This is a genomic window from Streptomyces sp. NPDC051136, from assembly GCF_044455745.1.
Taxonomy (GTDB): Bacteria; Actinomycetota; Actinomycetes; order Streptomycetales; family Streptomycetaceae; genus Streptomyces.
The window spans coordinates 621283-645176 of the sequence record NZ_JBITFE010000004.1 but is presented as its reverse complement, the minus strand read 5'-3'; the positions used below and the strand labels follow the sequence as shown (position 1 = coordinate 645176).

Annotated in this window: 21 protein-coding genes and 1 pseudogene; 10 read left to right on the top strand and 12 right to left on the bottom strand. The window is 72.6% G+C overall.

The window, feature by feature from the left end:
• Positions 1 to 424 precede the first annotated feature (424 nt).
• The 3 genes from ACIBCJ_RS15385 to ACIBCJ_RS15375 all read right to left on the bottom strand — a co-directional run bounded on the left by ACIBCJ_RS15385 (position 425) and on the right by ACIBCJ_RS15375 (position 3850).
• Positions 425 to 1888 (bottom strand): catalase, encoded by a 1464-nt coding sequence (locus ACIBCJ_RS15385; RefSeq protein WP_365978270.1) that lies wholly within the window; start codon positions 1886 to 1888, stop codon positions 425 to 427.
• A 188-nt stretch (positions 1889 to 2076) separates the two neighbouring features.
• Positions 2077 to 2967 carry a 2-hydroxy-3-oxopropionate reductase gene (locus ACIBCJ_RS15380; protein WP_362093058.1) on the bottom strand — a complete coding sequence of 297 codons (891 nt, stop codon included), beginning with the start codon at positions 2965 to 2967 and terminating at the stop codon, positions 2077 to 2079.
• 43 nt (positions 2968 to 3010) lie between these two features.
• Entirely contained in the window at positions 3011 to 3850 is an 840-nt protein-coding gene (locus ACIBCJ_RS15375) for a TIM barrel protein (RefSeq protein WP_365978269.1), read from the bottom strand.
• A gap of 140 nt (positions 3851 to 3990) precedes the next feature.
• On the opposite strand from ACIBCJ_RS15375, the gene ACIBCJ_RS15370 reads away from it, so the two are divergent.
• The 8 genes from ACIBCJ_RS15370 to ACIBCJ_RS15335 all read left to right on the top strand — a co-directional run bounded on the left by ACIBCJ_RS15370 (position 3991) and on the right by ACIBCJ_RS15335 (position 11212).
• Positions 3991 to 4272: a hypothetical protein gene (locus ACIBCJ_RS15370; protein ID WP_362093063.1), complete on the top strand. Its 282-nt coding sequence runs from the start codon at positions 3991 to 3993 to the stop codon at positions 4270 to 4272.
• Positions 4269 to 4637, top strand: a complete 369-nt coding sequence (locus ACIBCJ_RS15365) for a helix-turn-helix domain-containing protein (RefSeq protein ID WP_362093066.1) — start codon at positions 4269 to 4271, stop codon at positions 4635 to 4637. Before ACIBCJ_RS15370 ends, ACIBCJ_RS15365 begins: the two co-directional genes overlap by 4 nt.
• Positions 4638 to 4786: 149 nt before the next feature.
• Positions 4787 to 5302, top strand: a complete 516-nt coding sequence (gene uraD, locus ACIBCJ_RS15360) for a 2-oxo-4-hydroxy-4-carboxy-5-ureidoimidazoline decarboxylase (RefSeq protein ID WP_362093069.1) — start codon at positions 4787 to 4789, stop codon at positions 5300 to 5302.
• Complete coding sequence (uraH, locus tag ACIBCJ_RS15355; RefSeq protein WP_362093073.1) at positions 5299 to 5700, top strand: hydroxyisourate hydrolase; 402 nt, start codon at positions 5299 to 5301, stop codon at positions 5698 to 5700. The genes uraD and uraH overlap by 4 nt, the downstream gene beginning before the upstream one ends.
• 7 nt (positions 5701 to 5707) lie before the next feature.
• Positions 5708 to 6643 carry a factor-independent urate hydroxylase gene (pucL, locus tag ACIBCJ_RS15350; RefSeq protein WP_362093076.1) on the top strand — a complete coding sequence of 312 codons (936 nt, stop codon included), beginning with the start codon at positions 5708 to 5710 and terminating at the stop codon, positions 6641 to 6643.
• Between the two features lie 64 nt (positions 6644 to 6707).
• A complete protein-coding gene (locus ACIBCJ_RS15345) occupies positions 6708 to 8120 on the top strand; it encodes a nucleobase:cation symporter-2 family protein (protein ID WP_362093079.1) in 1413 nt (470 codons plus the stop codon).
• A 72-nt stretch (positions 8121 to 8192) separates the two neighbouring features.
• Positions 8193 to 9581, top strand: coding sequence for an 8-oxoguanine deaminase (locus ACIBCJ_RS15340; protein ID WP_362093082.1), 1389 nt, complete (start codon positions 8193 to 8195; stop codon positions 9579 to 9581).
• A gap of 242 nt (positions 9582 to 9823) precedes the next feature.
• Complete coding sequence (locus tag ACIBCJ_RS15335) at positions 9824 to 11212, top strand: nucleobase:cation symporter-2 family protein (protein ID WP_365978268.1); 1389 nt, start codon at positions 9824 to 9826, stop codon at positions 11210 to 11212.
• 89 nt (positions 11213 to 11301) lie between these two features.
• Here the strand turns inward: ACIBCJ_RS15335 and ACIBCJ_RS15330 are convergent, their stop codons facing one another.
• From ACIBCJ_RS15330 to ACIBCJ_RS15310, 5 genes are all read right to left on the bottom strand, one after another.
• Positions 11302 to 11724, bottom strand: coding sequence for an acyl-CoA thioesterase (locus ACIBCJ_RS15330; protein ID WP_362093088.1), 423 nt, complete (start codon positions 11722 to 11724; stop codon positions 11302 to 11304).
• A 54-nt stretch (positions 11725 to 11778) separates the two neighbouring features.
• Positions 11779 to 12426 carry a hypothetical protein gene (locus tag ACIBCJ_RS15325; protein ID WP_365978267.1) on the bottom strand — a complete coding sequence of 216 codons (648 nt, stop codon included), beginning with the start codon at positions 12424 to 12426 and terminating at the stop codon, positions 11779 to 11781.
• A gap of 49 nt (positions 12427 to 12475) precedes the next feature.
• The gene (locus ACIBCJ_RS15320) at positions 12476 to 13075 is read right to left on the bottom strand and encodes a histidine phosphatase family protein (RefSeq protein ID WP_362093095.1); all 600 of its coding nucleotides are present in this window, start codon (positions 13073 to 13075) and stop codon (positions 12476 to 12478) included.
• Between the two features lie 61 nt (positions 13076 to 13136).
• Positions 13137 to 13805 carry a 1,4-alpha-glucan branching protein gene (locus tag ACIBCJ_RS15315; protein ID WP_365978266.1) on the bottom strand — a complete coding sequence of 223 codons (669 nt, stop codon included), beginning with the start codon at positions 13803 to 13805 and terminating at the stop codon, positions 13137 to 13139.
• A gap of 106 nt (positions 13806 to 13911) precedes the next feature.
• A complete protein-coding gene (locus ACIBCJ_RS15310; protein ID WP_133886170.1) occupies positions 13912 to 15120 on the bottom strand; it encodes a pyridoxal phosphate-dependent aminotransferase in 1209 nt (402 codons plus the stop codon).
• A gap of 87 nt (positions 15121 to 15207) precedes the next feature.
• On the opposite strand from ACIBCJ_RS15310, the gene ACIBCJ_RS15305 reads away from it, so the two are divergent.
• Positions 15208 to 15864, top strand: a complete 657-nt coding sequence (locus tag ACIBCJ_RS15305; RefSeq protein ID WP_362093102.1) for a helix-turn-helix domain-containing protein — start codon at positions 15208 to 15210, stop codon at positions 15862 to 15864.
• Positions 15865 to 15906: 42 nt separating this feature from the next.
• On the opposite strand, the gene ACIBCJ_RS15300 is transcribed toward ACIBCJ_RS15305, so the two are convergent.
• The 3 genes and pseudogenes from ACIBCJ_RS15300 to ACIBCJ_RS15290 form a co-directional block, all read right to left on the bottom strand.
• Positions 15907 to 16722, bottom strand: coding sequence for a hypothetical protein (locus ACIBCJ_RS15300; RefSeq protein WP_365978265.1), 816 nt, complete (start codon positions 16720 to 16722; stop codon positions 15907 to 15909).
• Positions 16722 to 17986 (bottom strand): annotated as a pseudogene (locus ACIBCJ_RS15295) (VWA domain-containing protein). Before ACIBCJ_RS15295 ends, ACIBCJ_RS15300 begins: the two are co-directional and overlap by 1 nt.
• Positions 17987 to 18048: 62 nt before the next feature.
• Positions 18049 to 19590 (bottom strand): IucA/IucC family siderophore biosynthesis protein, encoded by a 1542-nt coding sequence (locus ACIBCJ_RS15290; RefSeq protein ID WP_365978264.1) that lies wholly within the window; start codon positions 19588 to 19590, stop codon positions 18049 to 18051.
• A gap of 103 nt (positions 19591 to 19693) precedes the next feature.
• Between ACIBCJ_RS15290 and ACIBCJ_RS15285 the strand changes: the two genes are divergently transcribed.
• Positions 19694 to 21229, top strand: a complete 1536-nt coding sequence (locus tag ACIBCJ_RS15285; RefSeq protein WP_365978263.1) for an IucA/IucC family protein — start codon at positions 19694 to 19696, stop codon at positions 21227 to 21229.
• A 123-nt stretch (positions 21230 to 21352) separates the two neighbouring features.
• On the opposite strand, the gene ACIBCJ_RS15280 is transcribed toward ACIBCJ_RS15285, so the two are convergent.
• Complete coding sequence (locus tag ACIBCJ_RS15280) at positions 21353 to 23728, bottom strand: M4 family metallopeptidase (protein WP_399282544.1); 2376 nt, start codon at positions 23726 to 23728, stop codon at positions 21353 to 21355.
• Between the last annotated feature and the right edge of the window lie 166 nt (positions 23729 to 23894).

The window sequence follows — 23894 nt, the reverse complement described above, 5'->3', positions numbered from 1 at the left end:
GCCCCCCCCCCGCCCCCCCGGCCCCCCCCCCCCCGCCCCGCCCCCCCCCCCCCCCCCCCCCCCCCCCCCCCCCCCCCCCCCCGCTTCTCGGCCGGTGAAGGTTCTTCACGTGGAATCCGTCCGGCGGCGCGAGGCTGGGCGCGACAGGTCGTTCGCGCCGCCGGACGGGGTCGTGGGGCCTCTCGGGAGGAGAGGCGAGTGGCTGGGACCGCGGCGGTGCGACGGGCCGGAACGGTTCCTCCCCTCAGGTCGTAGGAGAAACGTCCGTGCCCTTCACCACCGCACTGGCTCGCAGGCCGCCGCGGTCCTCGCCCTGCCCGCGCCGGCACCTGGCGGTCACCCCTCATCCGGGCCGCTTCGGTGCCTGCGCGGGCCGCGCACACGGCCCGGCCTCCCCGCCGGGTTCCGTGCGCGAGCCGGTGGGTCAGTCCTCGCGCAGGGCGCGGACCGCCTCCTCCACGCGCTTGCCGTACTCCGGGTCGGCGGCGTGGAAGTGCGCGAGGTTCTTCTCGACCACGTCGTTGCGGGAGACCTGGGACAGGCCGCCGGCGATGTTCGCGACCAGCCGCTGCTTCTCGTCCTCGCTCATCAGCCGGTACAGCGCACCGGCCTGCACGAAGGGGTCGTCCTTGGTGTGCAGCGGCGCCTCGTGGGTGCCGGTGTGGCCGGACACCGGGAGCGCGGCGGCCAGCGGGCGGCCGGTCTCCACCGGGCCGTCGTAGGAGTTCGGCTCGTAGTTCTTGGCGTGGCGGCCCTGGGAGTTGGCCGCCATCAGACCGTCGCGGCCGTAGTTGGCGGCGCCGCCGGCCACGGCCTTCGGGGCGTTCACCGCGAGCTGGGTGTGGTTGACGCCCAGGCGGTAGCGGTGCGCGTCCGCGTAGGCGAACAGGCGGCCCTGGAGCATCTTGTCGGGGGAGGGGCCGATGCCCGGGACGAAGTTGTTCGGGGAGAACGCGGCCTGCTCGACCTCCGCGAAGACGTTGTCCGGGTTGCGGTCGAGCACCAGGCGGCCCACGCGGCGCAGCGGGTAGTCGGCGTGCGGCCACACCTTGGTCACGTCGAACGGGTTGAAGCGGTAGTTCGCCGCCTCGGCCACCGGCATCAGCTGCACGTGCAGCGTCCAGGACGGGTACACGCCCCGCTCGATGGCCTGCACCAGGTCCGTCTGGTGCGAGGTGGGGTCCTCGCCCGCGAGCTTGGCGGCCTCGTCGGCGGTCAGGCAGCGGATGCCCTGGTCCGTCTTGAAGTGGTACTTGACGAAGAAGGACTCGCCCTTGGCGTTCGTCCACTGGTAGGTGTGCGAGCCGAAGCCGTCCATGTGGCGGTAGGACGCCGGGATGCCGCGGTCGCCCATCAGCCAGGTCACCTGGTGCGTCGCCTCGGGCGAGTGCGCCCAGAAGTCGAAGACGTTGTCCGGCTCCTGGCGGCCCGTGAACGGGTCGCGCTTCTGCGAGTGGATGAAGTCGGGGAACTTGATCGGGTCCTTGATGAAGAACACCGGGGTGTTGTTGCCGACGAGGTCGTAGTTGCCCTCCTCGGTGTAGAACTTCACCGCGAAGCCGCGCGGGTCGCGCACCGCGTCCGCGCCGCCGAGGGAGTCGGCCACGGTGGAGAAGCGCAGGAAGACCTCGGTGCGCTTGCCGACCGTGTTCAGGAAGTCGGCGTGCGTGAAGCCGGTGACGTCGTCGGTCACCTCGAAGTGGCCGTAGGCGCCGGAGCCGCGGGCGTGCACCACGCGCTCCGGGATGCGCTCGCGGTTGAAGCGGGCGAGCTTCTCGATGAGGTGCTGGTCCTGGATCAGGAGCGGGCCGCCGATGCCGGCGGAAGCGGAGTTCTGGTTGTCGGCGACCGGGGCGCCGGACTCGGTGGTGAGCACGCGCTGCGACATCGTGGGCCTTCCATGCGAGGGGTGCAGCGGAAACTTGTTTCCGCTTTGTGGAGCTTAGATTTGGGGCAAGGGCACGTCAACAGTTTGTTGAAGTGGGTTCCGGGCGGCGCCGCCGCTCGGGCGCGACATGACAGGTGTCAGCGGCGGCGCCGCCCGGAGGTCTCATGCGGTGCGGACCGTCAGGACGGTCACACCTGGGCGCCGGAGAGGCGCTCCACGGCCCGCAGCAGGGCCGAGTGGTCCAGGCCGCCGTCGCCCTGGGCGCGCAGCGACGCGACCAGCTGGGCCACCACGGCGCCCACCGGCAGCGCGGCACCGACGTTGCGGGCGGCGTCGGTGACGATGCCCATGTCCTTGTGGTGCAGGTCGATGCGGAAGCCCGGCTTGAAGTCGCGGTCCAGGAAGTTGTCCTTCTTCCGCGTCAGCACGGTCGAGCCGGCCAGACCGCCGTTGAGGACGTCCAGGGCGGCCTTCAGGTCCACGCCGGACTTCTCCAGGAAGACTACGGCCTCGGCGCACGCCTGGATGTTCACGGCGACGATCAGCTGGTTCGCGGCCTTCACGGTCTGGCCCGAGCCGTGCGGACCGCACAGCACGATGGTCTTGCCGAGCGCCTCCAGGAGCGGCTTGGCCTCGTCGAAGTCGGCCTGCTCACCGCCGACCATGATGGACAGCACGGCCTCGATCGCGCCGGCCTCGCCGCCGGAGACCGGGGCGTCCAGGACGCGGACGCCCTTGTCCTTGGCGGCCTTCGCCAGGTCCACGGAGGTCTGCGGGGTGATCGAGGACATGTCGACCAGCAGGGCGCCGGACTTCGCGTTCTCCAGGATGCCCTCGGGGCCGTAGGCGATGGCCTCGACCTGCGGGGACGCGGGCACCATGGTGACGATCACGTCGGCGTCGCGGACGGCCTCGGCGATCGAGCCGGCCGCGGTGCCGCCGGCGGCGGACAGCCGGTCCAGCTTCTCCTGCTCCAGCGTGAAGCCGGTGACCTGGTAACCCGCCTTGATCAGGTTCTCGGACATGGGCGAGCCCATGATGCCGAGACCGACCCAGGCGACCTTGGGGAGTGTGCTCATGATGGGTACCTCTCTGGCAATCTCTGAAAAGTTCCGCGGGTGCTCAGCGGGCCGCGCGGGCCTCGGCCGGCAGCCACGCGAAGGACTGGGCGCTGGGGTTGTCGCCGGGCTTGTACTCCAGGCCGACCCAGCCGTCGTATCCGGCCTTCGCCAGGCGGTCGAGCAGCTCCTCCAGCGGGAGGGAGCCGGTGCCGGGGGCGCCGCGGCCCGGGTTGTCGGCGATCTGGACGTGGCCGGTCTTCGCGGCGTACGCGTCGATCACCTGCGGCAGGTCCTCGCCGTTCATGGACAGGTGGTACAGGTCCATGAGGAACTTGGCGTTGCCGAGCCCGGTGGCCTCGTTGACCTTGTCCACGACCGCGATGGCGGCCGGCGCCGACACCAGCGGGTACAGCGGCGACTCGGGCTTGTTGAGCGCCTCGATCAGCAGGACCGCGCCGATCCGGTCGGCCGCGCGGGCGGCCAGGACCAGGTTCTCCAGCGCGAGCGCGTCCTGCTCGGCCGGGTCCACGCCCTCGACGCGGTTGCCGTACAGGGCGTTGAGGGCCGTGCAGCCCAGCGACCGGGCGAAGTCGGCGGCCACGTCGATGTTGGCGCGGAAGCGCTCCGACTCCTCGCCGGGGACGGACAGCGCGCCCCGGTGGGGACCGGGCAGCTGTCCGGCGTAGAAGTTCAGGCCGGTGAGCTGGACGCCCGCGTCCTCGATGGCCGCCTTCAGGGCGTCGAGCTCGGACTGCTCGGGGGTGGGCGAGTCGATCCAGGGCCACCACAGCTCGACCGCGGTGAAGCCGGCCGCGGCGGCGGCCGCGGGACGCTCCAGGAGCGGGAGTTCCGTGTAGAGGATCGACAGGTTGACGTTGAAGCGCTGGTCTGCGAATCCCATCGGGTGCCGCGCTCCCTTCCGCTCGATGATGTTTCCGTATTACGGAAGTTCGTTTCTGCTTAATGGAAGATTGCCGGGGAGGTGTCGCACTTGTCAAGAGGGGGCGGCGCATTGCGGTCACCCCGCGTTAGGTTGACCGGGTGCGATTGAGAGTGGAGTTCACGACCGAGCCCTTCGACCTGGACGAGGCGCCCGCCCACGCGGTGGTGGCCCGGGAGGTCGTCGAGGCGGCCGAGCTGGACGCGGTCGACGTCGGCCCCTTCGGCAACACCGCCGAGGGCGGCGCCGACCGGGTGCTCACCGCGGTGGACGCGCTGCTGCGTCGCTCCCTGGAGGCGGGCGCCACCCGGATCTCGCTCCAGGTCAACGTGGTCGGGGAGGACGGCGAAGGGGACCGCGCCGACGGGGAGGGCGAGCGGTGACCGGCCCGGCCGAGGAGCCGTTCATCGCGGCCGTCAAGCCCCTGGTCGACGCCATGGGCGGCGAGATGCTGCCGCCGGACGAGGCCGGCCTGGAGGACGTCGTGCTGTCCTGGGAGGGCACCGACGTCGTCGCCGTACGCCTGCCCCAGCTCGCCGACTCCCTGGACCACATCCTGGCCGCCATGGAGCGCCGCCGGGGCAGGCCGCTGGCCGACCTGGACCGCCGGACCAAGCAGGAGGTCGTCCGGGCCCTGGAGGCGCGTGGCGCCTTCGCCGTGCGACACGGCGTGGAGACCGTGGCGAGCGCGCTCGGCGTCAGCCGTTTCACCGTGTACAACTACCTCAACCGGGAGAAGGGCGCCTGACCTGCAAGGTTCCCGCACGCTCCCCGCCGCCGTCCGGTCACCGGGCGGCGGCTTTTCTGACCCCGAATTTTCAACAAAGTGTTGACGGCTTGTTTCCGAGGGCGTTAGCTATCGGCACGCCCGCTCAGCACAAGGCCACGGAGGCTCCCGTGACGTCCACTTCCGCGTCGGGCCTGGCCCGCCTCAACACCCTTGAGGAGTCCGCGGCACACGCCGAACTCCACGAGGCGTGCGCCTCCACGGCGTGGGCCCGGCACCTGCTCGCCGCCCGCCCCTTCACCACCGCCGAGGACCTGTACGCCGCCAGCGACGCCGCCATGGCCGAGCTGACCGCCGAGGACCTCGCGGAGGCGATGGCCGGGCATCCGCCGATCGGCCGCCCCAAGCCGGGCGACCCGACCTCGTCCCGCGAACAGGCGGGCATGGCCGGCGCCGCCGAGGAGCTCAAGGCGGAGATGCTCGAACTGAACCTGGCCTACCAGGAGAAGTTCGGCCACGTCTTCCTCATCTGCGCCACCGGCCGGACCGGCGAGCAGATGCGGGACGCCGTCAAGGAGCGGATCGGCAACTCGCCCGAGCAGGAACGGGAGATCGTCCGCACCGAACTGGGGAAGATCAACCGTATCCGCCTGAACCGACTCGTCGAACAGGACGCCCGACCATGAGCACCAGCACCACCGCCTCCGTGTCCACGCACATCCTGGACACCAGCGCCGGCCGCCCCGCCGGGGACGTCGCCGTCCACCTCTCCGCCCGCACGGGCCGTGAAGCGGACTGGCAGGCGCTCGGCGGCTCCGCGACCGACGCCGACGGCCGGTGCAAGGACCTCCCGGCCCTGCCGGAGGGCACCACCCACGTACGGCTCGACTTCGACACCGAGACGTACTTCGCCAAGAAACAAGCCGCGGCCCAGCAGGACGCCCCCGCGCTCCGGGACAGCGAGAACGGCCGGCCCGTGTTCTTCCCCGAGGTCACCATCACCTTCGCGGTGGTGCCCGGCGAGCACTACCACGTTCCGCTGCTGCTCAACCCGTTCGGCTACTCCGTTTACCGAGGGAGCTGACCGAATCATGACCCGTTTCGTCCTGGGACAGAACCAGTACGGCAAGGCAGAGAACCGCGTCGTCAAGATCACGCGTGACGGCGACACGCACCACATCAAGGACCTGAACGTCTCCGTCGCCCTGTCCGGCGACATGGAGGACGTCCACCGCAGCGGTTCCAACGCCAACGTCCTGCCGACCGACACCACCAAGAACACGGTGTTCGCCTTCGCCAAGGAGCACGGCATCGAGAGCGCCGAGGACCTCGGCGTGAAGCTCGCCCGCCACTTCGTGGACAACAACGAGCCGATCCACCGGGCCCGCATCCGCATCGAGGAGTTCGGCTGGGAGCGGATCGAGACCTCCAAGGGCGGCGCCCGCTTCGTCGGCTCGGAGGAGATCGCCCACTCCTTCGTCCGCACCGGCCAGGAGACCCGCGTCGCGCAGATCACCTACGACGGCCACGGCATCCAGGTGCTCTCCGGCTTCAAGGACCTCACCGTCCTGAACTCGACCAACTCCGAGTTCTTCGGCTACCTGAAGGACAAGTACACGACCCTCAAGGAGGACTACGACCGGATCCTCGCCACCACCGTCTCCACCTGGTGGCGGCACAACTGGGACGGCGTCGACTCGCACGCCCCGGACTGGGACCGCTCGTACAACGGGGTGCGCAAGCACGCGCTCCAGGCGTTCGCTGAGACGTACTCGTACTCACTCCAGCAGACCCTCTTCGAGATGGGCGTGCGGGTGCTCAACTCGCGCGACGAGGTGGACGAGATCCGCTTCTCGATGCCCAACAAGCACCACTTCCGCTCGGACCTGTCGCCCTTCGGGATCGACAACGAGGCCAAGGACGGCGCCGTGTACTACGCCGCCGACCGCCCGTACGGCCTGATCGAGGCCACCATCCTGCGCGACGGCGCCGAGCAACTCATCCCGGTCGACATGACCAACCTCTGACGCGGAAAGCGCGCCCCCGGCCGTCCACCAGGACCCGGGGGCGCGCCACACCGGAGGAAACACCATGGCACTGCCTGCGAAAGGGCCCGCCAAAGGCCTGGATTCCACCTCGCCGGAGCACACCGAGGACGCCGTCACGTCCGTGCATCCGGTGGACGAGAAGCTCCACCCCTCGCGGCTCGTTCCCGCCGCGCTCCAGCACATCGCCGCCATGTACGCCGGTGTCGTCACTCCTCCGCTCATCATCGGCCAGGCCGTCGGACTCGACATCGAGGGCCGCACCCGGCTGATCGCCGCGAGCCTGCTCATCGCGGGCGTCGCCACCCTGCTCCAGACCCTCGGCGTCAAGGGCTTCGTCGGCAACCGCCTGCCGTTCGTCAACGCCGCCTCCTCGGCCGGCATCGCGCCCATCCTCGCCATCGTCGAGACCAACGCCAAGGGCAGCCAACTCCCCGCCGTCTACGGCGCTGTGATGGTCGCCGGCGTCTTCTGCCTCGCCGTCGGCCCGTTCTTCGGCCGACTGCTGCGCTTCTTCCCGCCCCTGGTCACGGGTGTCGTCATCACCCTCATCGGCGTCACGCTGATGCCGGTCCCGGTCGGCTGGGCGCAGGGCGGCGACGAGACCGCCGCCGGCTTCGGCTCGATGCGCAACCTCGCGCTCGCCGCCTTCACCCTCGCCGTCATCCTGGTCATCCAGCGCTTCGGCAAAGGCTTCGTCAAGCAGGTCGCCCTGCTCTTCGGCCTGCTGATCGGCACGCTGGCCGCCATCCCCTTCGGCATGGCCGACTTCGACGCCCTGAAGTCCGCGCCGGTCGCCGCCCTGCCCACCCCCTTCGCCTTCGGCGCCCCCGAGTTCCAGCCCGCGGCCGTCCTGTCGCTGTGCATCGTGATGCTGGTCCTGATGACCGAGTCCAGCGCCGGGATGCTCGCCCTCGGCGAGATCTGCGACCGCCGCGCCGACGCCAAGGTCATCACCCGCGGCCTGCGCACCGACGGTCTCGCCACCCTGGTCGGCCCCGTCTTCGGCGGCTTCCCCACCTCGGCCTTCGCCCAGAACGTCGGCGTCGTCTCCCTGACCCGGGTGCGCAGCCGCTACGTCGTCGCCGTCGCCGGCGCCACCCTGCTCGTCCTCGGCGCCTTCCCGGTCCTCGGCGCGGTCGTCTCCCTCGTGCCCATGCCGGTCCTCGGCGGCGCGGGCATCGTGCTCTTCGGCTCGATCGCCGTCAGCGGCATCCGTACGCTCTCCGAGGCCGGGCTCGACGACAGCTCCAACATCATCCTGGTCGCGGTGGCGCTGGGCGCGGGCATCATCCCGCTGGCCGCGCCCACCTTCTACGCCGGATTTCCCGCCTGGGCCCAGACCGTGCTCGGCTCCGGAATCAGCGCGGGAGCGATCGTCGCGGTCTCGCTGAACCTGTTCTTTCACCATCTCGGCACCCGGAGCCGCAGCACCGCTCCGGCACTCGAATCCTCCTAGGGTCCTGCCGTGCCCTCCCCGTGGGCATCCGACTCCCCGCCCGTGGGCCGCACTGAAAGACGAGGAAGCAGCATGGCAGCAGCATCGGCAGCCGAGCGCACCGTCATCGAGAACGCCGCTATCGCCACCGTGGACGCGGACGACACCGAGTACGCCTTCGGTCACGTCGTGATCGCGGGCAACCGGATCGAGTCCGTCGGCGCCGGCCGGGCCCCCGAGGGCCTGGAGAACGTCGTCGGCCGGATCGACGCGACCGGACACCTGGTCACGCCCGGGCTGGTCAACACCCACCACCACTTCTACCAGTGGCTCACCCGGGGCCTGGCCACCGACCACAACCTGTTCGACTGGCTGGTCGCCCTGTACCCGACGTGGGCGCGCATCGACGAGCCGATGGCCTACGCGGCGGCCCAGGGGTCGCTGGCGATGATGGCCCGCGGCGGCGTCACCACCGCCGCGGACCACCACTACATCCACCCGCGCGGCGCCGGCGACCTGTCCGGCGCGATCATCCGCGCCGCCCGCGACACGGGCGTCCGCTTCACCCTCGCCCGCGGCTCCATGGACCGCGGTGAGTCCGACGGCGGGCTGCCGCCGGACTTCGCGGTCGAGAGCCTGGACGGCGCCCTCGCCGCCACCGAGGACACGGTGCGCGAGCACCACGACCCCTCCTTCGACGCGATGACGCAGATCGCGGTGGCCCCCTGCTCCCCCTTCTCCGTCTCCACCGAGCTGATGCGGCAAGGCGCGGAGCTGGCCCGCCGGCTCGGCGTGCGGCTGCACACCCACGGCTCGGAGACCGTGGAGGAGGAGAAGTTCTGCCACGAGCTGTTCGGCATGGGCCCCACCGACTACTTCGAGTCCACGGGCTGGCTCGGCGAGGACGTGTGGATGGCGCACTGCGTCCACATGAACGACTCCGACATCGCCGCCTTCGCCCGCACCGGCACCGGCGTCGCCCACTGCCCCTCCTCCAACGCCCGCCTGGCCGCCGGGATCGCCCGGGTGCCCGACATGCTCGCCGCGGGCGTCCCGGTCGGCCTCGGCGTCGACGGCACCGCATCCAACGAGTCCGGTGAACTCCACACCGAACTGCGCAACGCCCTGCTCATCAACCGGCTCGGCGCCCACCGCGAGGCCGCGCTCGACGCCCGCAAGGCGCTGCGCCTCGGCACCCACGGAGGCGCCCGGGTCCTCGGCCGGGCCGCCGAGACCGGCTCCCTGGAGGCGGGCAAGCTCGCCGACCTGGTGCTGTGGCGGATGGACACCCTCGCGCACTCCTCGATCGCCGACCCGGTGACCGCCCTGGTCTTCGGCGCCGCCGCCCCGGTCACGGCGTCCTTCGTGAACGGCCGCCGGATCGTCGAGGACGGCAGGCTGCTCACCGTCGACGAGGACGCCGTCGCCCGCTCCACCCGGGACGAGGCGCGACGCCTGGCGCAGCTCACCGCACGGGGCTGAACGCCGTACAGGAGAACACCCTTTGATCTCCGGCCAGGAGGGACGGCTCCCGGCCGGTAGCCGTGGACCCGAGCGGGGTCCACGGCGACCGACTCCGGGGCGTGCGCCCCTGCGCGCACGCCCCGGATAGGTCACCCGTTTCCCCGAACGGTCCGTTCCGGTCCCGCACGACCACCAGTCCCGCACCACCTCCAAGACACCCGCGTCAGAGCCGACGTGTAACCGACCGGAGGAACGCCGCCGTGGCCGACCACCCTGTAGACGAGAAACTCCCGCCGCTGAAGATGGCGACGACCGGCCTGCAACACGTGGCCGCCATGTACGCCGGGGTCGTCGCCCCGCCCCTGATCGTCGGCGCGGCCATCGGCCTGAGCGCCACCGAGCTGACCTTCCTCACCGGTGCCTGCCTGTTCACCGCCGGCCTCGCCACCTTCCTCCAGACGCTCGGCATCTGGAAGATCGGCGCCCGGCTGCCGTTCGTCAACGGCGTCACCTTCGCCGGCGTCGCCCCCATGACGGCGGTCGTCGCCTCCACCGACGACAAGTCCGACGCGCTGCCGATCATCTTCGGCGCGGTCATCGTCGCCGGACTCCTCGGTTTCCTCGCCGCCCCCGTCTTCTGCAAGGCGATCCGCTTCTTCCCGCCGGTCGTCACCGGCACCGTCATCACCCTGATCGGCATATCCCTGCTGCCCGTCGCCTTCGGCTGGGCGCAGGGTCCCGCCCCCACGGCGGACGACTACGGCTCGGCGACCAACCTGGGCCTGGCCGCCATCACCCTCGTCATCGTCCTGCTGCTGCGCCGCTTCACCCGCGGCTTCGTCAAGCAGATCGCCGTACTGCTCGGCCTGGTCGCGGGCACGCTCATCGCCATCCCGTTCGGCGTCACGGACTTCGGCCCGGTCGCGGACGCGGACGTCGTCGGCTTCCCCACGCCGTTCTACTTCGGCGCCCCCCAGTTCCAGGTCGCCGCGATCCTGTCGATGTGCGTGGTGATGGTGGTCTCGATGACCGAGTCCACGGCCGACATGCTCGCCCTCGGCGAGATCGTGGAGCGCCCGGCCGACGAGAAGACCATCGCGGCCGGCCTGCGCGCCGACACCCTCGGCTCCGCCCTCAGCCCGTTCTTCAACGGCTTCATGTGCAGCGCCTTCGCCCAGAACATCGGCCTGGTCGCGATGACGAAGATCCGCAGCCGCTACGTCGTCGCGGCGGGCGGCGGCTTCCTGGTCCTGATGGGCCTGTGCCCGATGGCCGCCTCGCTCATCGCGGTCGTCCCCCGCCCGGTCCTCGGCGGCGCCGGCGTCGTCCTCTTCGGCTCGGTCGCGGCCAGCGGCATCCAGACCCTGGTCAGGGCGAGCCTGGACAAGGACAACAACGTCCTGATCGTGGCGGTCTCCCTGGCCGTCGGCATCATCCCGATCGCGGCGCCGGAGTTCTACCACTCGTTCCCGGAGAACGCGCGGATCATCCTCGACTCCGGCATCTCGACCGGCTGCGTGGCCGCCGTCCTGCTCAACCTGGTCTTCAACCACATCGGCGGCAAGGAGCGCGACGCCGAGGACGTCACCCACCCGATGGAGGCGGGAGACGAGATCACCGAGGCGTCCCGGAGCGCGGCGATGAAGTGACCCGCCTGTGCGCTGTGGGCTGGGGCCGGCACCTCTGACCGGAGGCGCCGGCCCCCGGCGTCGGGCCGGCCCGCCCGGCCGCGCCGGTGCTACAGGCCGAACAGCTCCGGGTCCGCCGCCAGTTTCCTGAAGCGCTGCCTCGGGTCCGGCACCAGCCGGCGCTCGGTCAGGTCCATCAGTCCGCCGACGGCGTCGATCTCGGCGGCGACGGTGCCGTCGGCCTTGGTGACGACCTGCCGGATCCGGAAGGTCTTGCCCTCGCCCCACTCGAACGCGCAGCTCACCGTGACCTCGTCACCGGCGAGCAGCTCCCGCCGGTACCGGACGGTCGTCTCCAGGGCCACCGGCCCGACCCCGCCGGCGACCAGCTCGGCCTGCCGGATACCGGCCGCCTGGAGCAGCGACCAGCGGGCGTGCTCCGCGTAGTTCAGGTACACGGACTGGTTCAGGTGGCCCTGGGTGTCGGTCTCGTACCCGCGGACGGTCACGGGGACGGAGAACGGTTCGCTCACGGCTGCTGCCTCTCTTCGCACACGGACGGACGGACCGATCCTGACACGCGGGCGTCACACCTTCCGCGGGGAGGCCAGCAGGTAACGGACCCGCGTGCGCGGCTCGGTGTGCTCACCGACCTGCCAGCCCGCCCGCTCAAGCGTCGCCGCGCAGCCCCGCAGCGCGGTGCCGTTCGGCTCGTGGACGGCGACGGCCTCGGGCTGCGGCGTCGCCCGCACCCGGTACCCGTCCTCGCCCCCCGGGCCCGCCGGACGGTGCCCGGCGGCCTCCAGGGCGAGCGCGGCCGCCCGCACGAGGTGCGACCGCTCCCAGGCGCACGGCCGGTCCGTGCTGCCGTCGGGGTGCGTCATCCGGCGCAGCTCCAGCAGCCCCTGCCAGGCTCCGCGCACCTCCCGCAGCCGGGCGGGCCCCGAGGCGCCCGGGGCGGCCTCCTCCCCGCCGACCCGCGCGGCGAACACGCCCCCGTCCGCCGGGGCGGTGGCGGGCCCCGGCGCCTCCGGCTTCTCGGGCGCGTCGGCGGCGTCCCGTATCCGGTGCCCGGCCGGGGTGAGGAAGTGGTCGTGCGGGGGCCGCGGATGACGGAAGGCGAGCCCCCGCTTCACCAGCGCTGCGAGCTGCGTCTCGGTACCCCTCAGGCGCCCGGTGACGGGATCGGCGGCGTCGATGACACGCCGCTGCGCGGCGGTGGGCGACAGTGCCACGGCGTCCCTCCTCCCTCCGCGCGGTCCCGCGCGGTCCTGCCTTCGCAGGCTACGCCGGAGGTCTGACATTCCAGGCGGCGACCACCGGCCGCCCGTGCTCGGTGCCCAGGCGGCACAGCGTGCCCGTGCCCAGCTGGAACAGCGCCCCCTGCGCGGGCGGAAGGCCCAGGTGCCGGGCGGTCAGCACCCGCAGGAAGTGCCCGTGCGCCACCAGCACCACGCACCCCTCGGTGTTGGCGAAGGCCGCCTCCACCGTGGCCAGCACCCGGTCGGCCCGCTCGCCCACCTGCTCGGGCGTCTCCCCGGGGTGGTCGGGCGGCCCGGGCGCGACCCCGTCCGTGAACAGGAACCAGTCCGGCCGGCTCCGGTGGATCTCGACGGTCGTGATCCCCTCGTAGCCGCCGTAGTCCCACTCGTGCAGGTCCGGCTCGATCCGCACCTCGTGCAGCCCGATCAGCTCGGCCGTCTCCCGGGCCCGCTGGAAGGGGCTGACGAAGGCCGCCCCGATCCGGTGCGACCGGATCAACGGCACCAGGCTCCGCGCCTGCTCCCGCCCCTTCTCGGTCAGCGGGACGTCCGTCAGCCCGGTGTGCCGCCCGGACCGCGACCACTCGGTCTCGCCGTGCCGGACCAGAAAAAGATCACCCATACCCCCCAGGCTACGGCCGCCCCCGGCAGCGGCCGGGGGCGGCCGTAGCGGACGCCCGGGACTACGCCCGGCTGCCGGAGCCGAAGACGGCGAACACGCCCCGGACGCGGGTGCCGTCCGGAGCCTGCCAGGAGCCGGTGATGTGGCCGGCCGCCCCCGGCGGAGCGGCGGACGGGCCGTCCGGGGCGGGCCGCAGGCCCCGGTGCAGACGGAGGACCGCGCCGCCGGGAGCGGTCAGTCCGGTGCCGTCCTCGTCGTCGGTCACGGGGAAGTCCGAGAAGTCCGTGAACTCCGGGAAGAGGGAGCCCGTACCGTCGCGGGCGACGACGACGTCCTGGTCGGGGGTGTCGCTGGTGTTCTGGGCCTGGGCCTGCGCCCGGCCTTCCGCGAGGGCCAGCAACTGGGCTGCCAGCACGGGGTCGTGGCAGCCGTCGTAGACCCAGCGCTTCCCCAGTACGCCGTGCTCCGCGGTGCCGACGAGCGCGTGCCCGGCCTCGTCGAGCGGGGCACCGCGATAGGTGAGCGGGACGAAGTAGGCGGCCCCGGAGACGTCGGTGACCACCATGAACTCGATGCCCACCTCGCCGGCCGGGTCGTCCAGCCGGAAGCCGCCGGCCCTGGTCAGCTCCGGTGCGTCCGGGCCACCGCGGTACCACGGGCGGGAGGGCAGCCAGGAGGCGAGCAGTTCGACTTTGGTCGGCTTGAGCGTTGTGCGATGGATGACGGCCACGCCGTGCGGTCCCTCCGGTCGAGTCGATGCGAGCCCTCACACCATCACACCCGCGGGTCGCGGCGGGAGGGGTTTCCGGCCGCCCCGGTCGAGGGGCGGCCCCCGGTCACTGCCGGTACCCGCTCAGGAAGCGCCCGATCCGGCCGATCGCCGCCTCCAGGTCGTCCGCGTGGGGCAGGGTCAGGATGCGGAAGTGGTCGGGGGAGGGCCAGTTGAAGCCCGTGCCCTGGACGACCTGGATCTTCTCGCGGAGCAGCAGGTCCAGGACGAAGCGCTCGTCGTCGTGGATCCGGTGGACGGCCGGGTCGATCCGCGGGAACGCGTACAGCGCGCCCTTGGGCTTCACGCACGTGACGCCGGGGATCTCGTTCAGCTTCTCCCAGGCCACGTCCCGCTGTTCGCGCAGCCTGCCGCCCGGTGCGGTCAGCTCGCGGATGGACTGCCGACCGCCGAGCGCGGCCTGGATGGCGTACTGGGCGGGCGCGTTGGCGCACAGCCGCATGGAGGCCAGCATGGTCAGGCCCTCCAGGTAGTCCTTCGCGTGCTGCTTCGGCCCCGTCACCACCAGCCAGCCGGAGCGGAAGCCCGCCACCCGGTAGGTCTTGGACAGCCCGCAGAAGGTCAGCACCACCAGGTCGGGGGCGAGGGCGGCGGCCGAGTGGTGCACGGCGTCGTCGTACAGGATCTGGTCGTAGATCTCGTCGGCGAGGACCATCAGGCCGTGGCGCCGGGCGAGGTCGAGGATGCCCTCGACGATCTCCTTGGGATAGACGGCGCCGGTGGGGTTGTTGGGGTTGATGACGACGACCGCCTTGGTGCGGTCGGTGATCTTCGACTCCATGTCGGCCAGGTCCGGGTACCACTCCGCCTGCTCGTCGCAGAGGTAGTGCACCGCCCTGCCGCCCGCGAGGGTGGTCACCGCCGTCCAGAGGGGGAAGTCGGGGGCGGGGATCAGCACCTCGTCACCGTCCTCGAGCAGGGCCTGTACGGCCATGGAGATCAGTTCGGAGACGCCGTTGCCCAGGTAGACGTCGTCCACGTCCACCTCCAGGCCGAGCGCCTGGTAGCGCTGGGCGACGGCCCGGCGGGCGGAGAGGACGCCGCGCGAGTCCGTGTAGCCGTGCGCCCGCGGCAGCATCCGGATCATGTCCTGGACGATCTCCTCCGGCGCCTCGAAGCCGAAGAGGGCCGGGTTGCCGGTGTTGAGGCGCAGGACGCTGTGCCCTGCCTCCTCCAGCGCGTCGGCGTGCTCGATCACCGGGCCGCGGATCTCGTAACAGACCTCGCTGAGCTTGTTCGACTGCCGGAACTCCATGCGCGGCTTCCCCTCCGGAATCTGGTGTTGCTTGGTTTTACCAAGTAGCAGCTTGGAAAGTCCAACAACTTGTCTAGACTGCGTCGCATGTCACCGCGTCCTCGCCGTAGCTACGACCAGTACTGTTCCGCCGCCCGCGCGCTCGACGCCGTCGGCGACCGCTGGACCCTGCTGATCGTCCGGGAGCTCCTCGCCGGTCCCCGGCGCTACACCGACCTGCACGCCGACCTGCCCGGGGTCAGCACGGACGTGCTCGCATCGAGGCTCAAGGACATGGAGCGCGACGGACTGGCGACCCGGCGCCGGCTGCCCCCGCCCGGCGCGGCGTACGTCTACGAACTCACCGCGCGGGGGCGGGCCCTGCTGCCGGTGCTGGAGGCGCTCGGGGCGTGGGGCGCGGGTGAACTGGGGGAGCGGCGGCCGACGGACGCGGTGCGCGCGCACTGGTTCGCGCTGCCCCTGCTGCGGGCCCTGCGGGAGGCCGGGGTGACGGAGGGGGTCGTCGAAGTCGGCCTGGAGGAGGGTACGTTCCACCTGCACGCCGGCGCCCGCGCCGAGCAGGAGGGCGAGCCCCTGTACGGCGACGGACCCGCCCCCGGCCCGTCCGACGCCCGGCTCGTGCTGGACGCCGTGACGTGCGCGGCTCTCGGCCGCGGTGAGGTCGGCCTGCGGGAGGCGGTGCGGGCCGGCCGCGTCGAGGTGACCGGCGACGGCACGGCGGCCAAGGCGCTGCGGGAGGACTGAGAACAACAGGAGGCCCGCCGGAGCGGGCCTCCTGACCGGCTGTCAGGCGCCGGGCGGCACCCGGGAGGGCCGTCCCGACCCTCGGGTCAGCGCGTAGCCGCCGATGCCCGCGAGCGCGGCGAGCACGGCCCCGATCCCGCTCCACACCCAGCGGTCCGACCACCAGCCCGAGGACCAGCCGTCCTCCGGCTCGATGGCGGACAGCACGGCGCTGTCGTCCTGGCCGTCCCCCTCCCCGTCCTCATCGGCGCCGGACGTCACCGCGATGCCCGGCACCAGCGGCTCGGCCAGCGAACCGTCCACCGCCGCGGCGCCGCCGATGTCCTTCGACTCCACCCGCACCTCGGCCGAGACCGGGACGCCGAGATCCGAGGTCGGCACGTCCACCGCCGTCAGCCGGACGTAGTACGTGCCCGGCAGCGGGTCGTTCGCCCACGGCTCGGACCAGGCGCGCACGGTGCGCAGGACGCAGGCCAGCTCCAGGGAGGAGGTGCCCGCGTCCGCGGTGCGGGTCTGGGCGCCCCACTGGCAGGCCTGGCGGCGGCGCAGACCGTCGTACACGTCGGCCCGCCAGGTCTGGGCGGCGTGCGTCCCGGGCAGCTTCACCGTTGCCTTCACGGTGGGGCGCTGCCCGGCGTCGGCCGGGAACGACCAGTACAGGTAGTCGCCCGCGGCACCGTTCGCCGTGGCCACCTGCCCCTGCTCGAACTCGGACGCCGTACGGAAGGACGTGCCCGCCGTGGTCGGCGCGTCACCGTCCCCGGACGGGCTCGCGGAAGGGGAGGAGACGGCCGCGACGGGAGCCGCGGCGAGGCCGAGCAGCACGACGGCCGCACTCAACGCTCGGGTGAATCGCATCAGTTCGTCCTCCAGATCGCGAACCGCCAGCGGGAGAGCCAGCCCCACAGCAGACCGGCGAGGAAGCCGACCAGCACCAGCAGACCGAGCAGCCACCAGCCCCGACCGAGGCCGAAGGCGGCCACGTCGTCGGAGTCGCCCGGACCGTCCACGACGTCGACGGTCAGTTCCAGCGGCAGCCCCGGCGTGGTCTTCACACCGGAGGCGACGGAGAAGGAGTTGGTGACCTGAAGGCACACCGCCTCGGAGGCGCGTCGTCCTCGTCGCTCTCCGCCTTCGGGTACCGCAGTCCCGTCGAGAGCACGTCGGTGCGGCCGTCGCCCGCCGCCTCGCCGCGCACGATCTCCCGGCCGTGCGCCGTCACCGCCCGCAGCAGTACCCCGTAGGACGGGTTCACCGCCCGGTCGGCGCCCACGCTCACCGAGGCGCGCAGCTCCTGGCCCGGTTCCACGTCCACCCGGTACCAGCGCTGCTGCCCGAACTCCTCGCGGTCGGTGTACAGCCCCGACTTCAGCGCCGGCGCCTTCGCGCAGGCGTCCGCGCCCTCCGTGGCGACCGGCGTCACCACCGGGTCGGCCGCGCGGTCCACCAACTGGTTGACCTTGTCGGTCAGTTCGTCGGTGTGCTCGACCGAGGTGTAGGTGCCGCCGGTGGCCTCCGCGATGCAGCTGAGCTGCCGGCGCATCTTGGTGTTCGGGACCAGCCCCAGGGTGTCGATGGTCAGCCCGATGCCCTTGGCGGCGATCTCACGGGCCACCTCGCACGGGTCGAGCGGGGCGCAGGTGTCCTCGCCGTCACTGATCAGCACGATGCGCTTGGAGCCGTCCCCGCCGTCGAGGTCGTCGGCCGCCTTCAGCAGCGCGGGACCGATCGGCGTCCAGCCGGTGGGGGACAGGGTCGCCACCGCCGTCTTCGCCTCGGTGCGGTCCAGCGGGCCCACCGGGTAGAGCTGCGCGGTGTCCTTGCAGCCCGTCTTGCGGTCGTCGCCCGGGTAGTCCGCGCCGAGCGTGCGGATGCCCAGCCGCACCTCCTCCGGCGTCGCGTCGAGCACCTCGTTGAACGCCTGCTTCGCCGCGGCCATCCGCGTACCGCCGTCGATGTCCCGCGTCCGCATCGAACCGCTGACGTCGAGCACCAGGTCGACCTTCGGCGCGTCCTCACCCGTGGGTTCACCGGCCACCGCCCCGGCCGGGAACGCCAACCCGGCCGCCAGCGCGGCGAGCAGGGCGCAGGTGCCCGCCGCCAGCCGTGTTCTTGTGATCATCGGCGGATCCTATTGATCAGGGGTACCGCGCTCCAAAACGAGACCGCGCCGATGCCCCGACTTCACCTCCACCGCAGCGGGTTGGGCAGCTCCGTCCACAGATCTCCCGGTCGTCCCGGCGAAGTCCGCATCACCGTCAGCGCCTTCACCGGCAGCGGCTCCTCGCGCAGGGCCGCGAGATCCTCCGTGTGCGGCACCCCGGGCAGCGCCGCCTCCAGGGCCCGGCGCAGCGCAGGACCCGAACCGGCCGTCGCCGCCAGCGCGCCGCCCACCAGTGACCCGAACAACTTCCGACGCAGGGCGAGGGGTTCGTCGGTGAGGACGCGTGCGGGCAGGTCCGGCGCGGTGATGCCGTGCCGGGCCAGACGGGCCGGGGAGACGCGGATGTCGGCCAGGTCCCGGTAGACCAGGCGCAGCGGATCGCCCGTCGCGGACAGCACGGCCAGCAGATTCTGGCCGTGGGCCTCCAGGGCGACGCCCAGTTCCAGCGCGCGCAGCCCGGCGGTGAGCGCGAGACGCGTGAAGGCCGCCAGCCAGGTCGGTGACCCGGGCAGCCGGGTGGTCGCCAGCGCGGCCACCGGGACCACGTGTTCGCCCGGCGCGGCGTACACCCCGGGCGGCTCGCGCAGTACGGCGGCCAGGTCGGGGGAGCCGTCCGTGGCCGCGCCCAGCGTGCGGGTCACGTGCAGCAGGCCGTCCAGGCGCGCGGCCAGTACCTCCCCGAACGACGACAGGTGCGCCGACGCCGTGACCGAGGCGACCGAGATGTCCCGCACCGAGGACGTCAGCCGGGCGCTCAGCGCGGTCTTGACGTGCGGCCCGCCGGGCACGGCGAGGGTGCGCAGGGACATCAGCGGGTGCGCGGGGAGCCACGGCAGGAAGGGCCGGTCGAGCACGTGCGCCGCCTGCCACGGATGCACCGGGACCAGCATCCGGTCCCCGTCCCGCAGTTCCCGGGGCCACACCCCCGTCACCAGGCAGTCCGCCGGCGCGACGGGCACCAGCCCGAGCTCCACCACCGGCTCGTGCTCGGGGCCGTACGCGAGCTGCTCCGCCACCGAGAAGCCCGGCCGTGCACGGCAGCCGGGGTGGTACGGGTGCCCGTCGACCACGCGCCGCTCCCAGCCCCAGTCGCTGTCCGGCCACGCGCCGCCCGGCCACTCGTCCGGGTGATTCTCCGGCGCCCCCTCCGGCACGGCCCGGGGCTGCGCCGCGCGGGACAGCGCCAGCGACGCCGCACTGTGGCCGAGTTCGGCGGCGAACCCCGTCGACCCCGGTACGGCGAGGCCGGTCATCAGCCGCTCCGGGTCGTCGTGCGCGGCCTCGCCCACCCGGACGACCGGGACGTAGGCGTCCGTGCGGTACGGGTCGGCGGCCGGACCCGTCAGCCGGCGGCCGTCGCGCAGGCGCAGGACGAGTCCGTCACCGGACCGCTCCCGGCGCTCGATCCACGGCAGCGGTTCGAAGGTGAGCGCACGCCACAGCCGGGACAGCACCGCCGCCCGCGCCCCGGGCAGCTCGGCGGTGAACCGGGCGGCCAGGGCGGGACGGACGGCCGCCAGTTCGTCGGCGAACTCGGCCGCTGTGCCGGGGGGACGGTGCACGGGCAGGCTCCTCGGGTACGGATGTGCGTCATGACGGGAGACATACTGATCGTCCTGATCGTCTCCGTCCTCCTCTCCGCCATGGACCGACCGTAGGGAACGAGTGGAACGCGTGGATCTCCTGCCCCCGCCCACCGGCGCCGACTCCCCGGACGACCTGGCGCGGCGTGCCGACGCGTACGCGGCCGTGCCGCTGCTCAACTGCCTGCTGCGCGAGGTCGCCGAACCGCTGCCGGGCCCCGGCGCCCGCCCCGTGTACCGGCTGCCCGGCGGCAGACTGCTGCGCGTGCGACCGGGGCGCCGGCCCGCGGAACCGGAAGTTCGTACGGCGGCCGGGTGGCACCCGGTCGACCACGCCGAACTGGTGAAGCTCGTCGCCGAGGCGCTGCGCCGGCACACCGGTGTGCCCAACCACGAACTGCCCACCGAGATGACCGACAGCCGCGACGCGGTGGCCGCGCTGCTGACGGCACGCGCGCGGGCCACCCCGCCCGCGGACCCCTACCTCCGCTCCGAGCAGTCCCTGCTCACCGGCCACACCCACCACCCGGCCCCGAAGGCGCGCGGGGGCGGCCCGCACGCCGGCTGGCTGCCGTACGCGCCCGAGGCGCACGCCCGCTTCCCGCTGACGCTGCTCGCCGTGCGGGAGGACACCGTCGTCGACGAGGGGGACACCGCCGCCCTGGACGCCCTCGGCAAGGCGCCGCCCGGCTACCGGCTGCTGCCCGCCCACCCCTGGCAGCTGGAGCTGACGGCGCCGGCCCTCGCCCCCGCCTTCGCCGACGGGCGGCTGCTGCGGGTGGGCACGACCGGCTTCTTCGCCTGGCCGACGGCCGCGATCCGCACGGTGTACGCGCCCGAGTACCTCCCGGGACGGGACCTGTTCCTGAAGTTCAGCCTGGACGTGCGGGTCACCAACGACATCCGCCGTCTGTGGCGCCACGACCTGATGCGGCTGCGCCGCACCGACACGGCGGTCTCCGAGGCGTTCGCCTCGCTCGGGCCCCCCGCCGCCTGGCTCGGCGACCGCGGCCACCGCACCGCAGACTTCGCCTTCGAGGAACTGGCCGTCGTCGTCCGCGACGGCGTGCGGGACCACCTCCTGCCCGGCGCGACCCCGCTCCTGGCCGCCGCGCTCGTGGAGGGCTTCCCCGGCAGCCCGCTGGCCGGCACCGCGGACCCCGCGGCCTGGTGGGAGGCGTACCTCGACGCCGTCGTCCCGCCCGTGCTGACCGCCTTCGCCGACGACGGAGTCGTCCTGGAGGCGCACCTGCAGAACACCCTGGTCGCCGTGGACGCGGCCGGTGCCCCGGTGCAGGCCCTCTTCCGGGACGCGGAGGGCGTCAAGCTGCTGCCGGACACCGCCCGCGCGGCCGGCTGGGAGCGCCTGGTCTACTGCCTGGTCGTCAACCACCTGTACGAGATCGCCGCCGCCCTCACCGAGCACCACCCCGGCCTCGACCCCTGGCCCGCCGTGCGCCGCGTCCTGGCCCGCCACGACCTCCCGGAGATCCCGGCCCTGCTCGACGCTCCCGCCCTCCCCGCCAAGACCAACCTCCTGCTGCGCTGGACCGGCGCGGACGGCGCCGACGCCCGCTACCTGCCGCTGCCCAACCCGCTGCGCCGGGTGCCGGGGTGACGGGGGGACGGCCCCGCCTCGCCGTCGGGCCGGTGCTCCGGGCGGGCACCGACGCGGGCGGGCGGCACGGCAGCGTCCCGCACCCCGGGGGGAGGGGCGCGGGACGCTGCCGTGCGGGGCTGCTCAGCCGGTCGTCAGGGCGGTGTCGTCGACGACGAAGTTCGTCGCCAGGTAGGCGTCCTCGACGCCGGTGAACTTCAGGGTCACCTTCGACCCCGCGAGCGCCGACAGGTCGAGGGACTTGCGGCTGTAGCCCGACGCCGCGTTGGCGTTGGAATAGGTCGCGAGGGTCTTCGAACCGGCGGTCACCGTCAGCTTGTCGTAGGCGGTGCTGCCGATCTCGGCGGTGTCGACGTGCAGGTAGAAGGTCAGGGTCGCCTTGCAGCCCGCGGGGATCGTCACCGTCTGGGAGAGCGTGTCGGTGTGCGCGGAACCCCAGCCGTTGAGCCAGGCCGTGTAGGAGCCGCCGTGAGCCGGCTGGCGGCTGTCGTCGGTGATGACCCCGCTGTCGGTCCAACGGGTGTCACCCGACTCGAAGCCCGGGTTGGCCAGCAGTTGCGCCGAGGCGCACGTCCCGCCGCCACCGCCGGTGCTCACGGTCCAGGAGAACGTGGTGGTGCCGGTCGCGCCGGTGGAGTCCTTCACGGTGACGGTGGTGCTGTACGTCCCGGCCGTGGTGGGCGTCCCGGAGACGACCCCGGTGGAGCTGTTGACGGACAGGCCGGCCGGCAGACCGGAGGCGCTGTAGGTCAGGGAGCCGCCGCTGGTGCTGCTCGCCTGGATCTGGAGGCTGACCGCGGTGCCGACGGTCGAGGACTGGCTGCCCGGGTTGGTCACCGAGACGCCGCTGCTGGGCGGCGTGATGTGGCTGCCCACGTTGATGCCGGCGAAGGCGTTGCCGACCCCGGCGTACTGGGTGGAGCCCGAGCCGTACAGCGCGGCGGCCGCGTTGAGGGCGGCGGTGCGGGCACCGGCGTAGTCGGTGCTGGACGTCATGTACGTGGTCAGCGCCTTGTACCAGATCTGCAGGGCGGCGTCGCGCCCGATGCCGGTGACGGCGACGCCGTCGGAGGTGGGGCTGTTGTACGTGACGCCGTTGATGGTCTTGGTGCCGCTGCCCTCGGACAGCAGGTAGAACATGTGGTTCGCCGGACCCGAGGAGTAGTGCACGTCGAGGTTGCCGAGGCCCGAGTACCAACTGTCGGCCGAGTTGCCGTCCTTGCTGGGCTTGTCCTGGTAACGCAGCGGCGAGCCGTCGCCGTTGATGTCGATCTTCTCGCCGATGAGGTAGTCACCGACGTCGGAGCTGTTGCCGGCGTAGAACTCCACGCCCGTGCCGAATATGTCGGAGGTCGCCTCGTTCAGACCGCCGGACTCGCCGCTGTACTCGAGGCCCGCGGTGTTGGACGTGACACCGTGGCTCATCTCGTGGGCGGCCACGTCCAGCGAGGTCAACGGGTCGTTGTTGCCCGAGCCGTCGCCGTAGGTCATGCAGAAGCAGCTGTCGTCCCAGTACGCGTTGACGTATGCGTTGCCGTAGTGGACGCGGGAGTAGGCGCCGACGCCGTCGTTCTTGATGCCGCTGCGCCCGAACGCGTTCTTGTAGAAGTCCCAGGTCTCCTGGGCCCCGTAGGCGGCGTCCGCGGCGGCCGTGGTGGCGGTGGAGGTGGTGCCGTCGCCCCAGGTGTCGCTGCTCTGCGAGAACAGCGTGCCGGTGCCGGAGGTGGCGTGGTTCAGGTTGTACGTCTTGTGACCGCCGCGCGTGGCGTCGGTCAGCGTGTACGCCGAGCCCGAGCGGGTCGTGGTCAGCTGGACCTGGCCGCTGTAGCGGGTGTTGCCGACACCGGTCCGGACGGCCTGGAACCGGTGCAGTTCCTTTCCGGTGGTGGCGTCGGTGACGACGTGCAGCCTGCTGGGCGTGCCGTCGTCCTGGAAGCCGCCGATCTCGGTCTCCCAGGCGAGCGTCGGGGTGCCCTCGCCGGCCCAGATCACCTTGCGCGCGCTGTCGGCCGAGGGCCGGGCCGCGTCGAGGGCCCGGGCGGTCCGCAGCGCCCGGCTCTCGGCGGACGCCTTGGTGACCGTCGCGGTGGTGGAGGGAACCGCGATCCTGTGCTTGGTGTTCCAGGTGGTGTTGACGGTGCCGGACGCCGACGAGGGGGGCGGGGTGTGCACGACGAGGTCGCCGCCGAGCACGGGCAGGCCGTCGTAGGTGCGCTCGTAGCGCGTGTGCAGCGTGCCGTCGGCGTCCTTGGCGACGTCCCTGACGACCAGCTTCTCCTTCGCGCCGAGGCCGAGGGTGCGGGCGGTGGCGGCCGTGTCGTCCTTCGCGCCGCGGACCAGGGTCGCGCGCTGGGCAGGGCTGAGCCGGGCCTGAAGGGAGCCGGCGCGCAGCGGGCTGGGACGGTCCGCGGCGGGAGCGGAACCGTGCGCGGCGGGAGCGGAACCGTGTCCGGCGGCGGCGGCGGTGCCCGCCACCGTGCCGGCGAGACCCGCCGTCAGCGTGAGCGCCGCGAGGGCGGCCGTGAGTCTGGTGAGGTGCACATCTGCTCCAGTCTGGAGGGGGGAGTCCGTGGGATGCGCCGAGTATGGGCGTGGCCATGGCAACGAGGGGACCTCCCACCGCTCATAAGACCCGCGTTATGACCGGCCCCCCGCCGAACCCGTC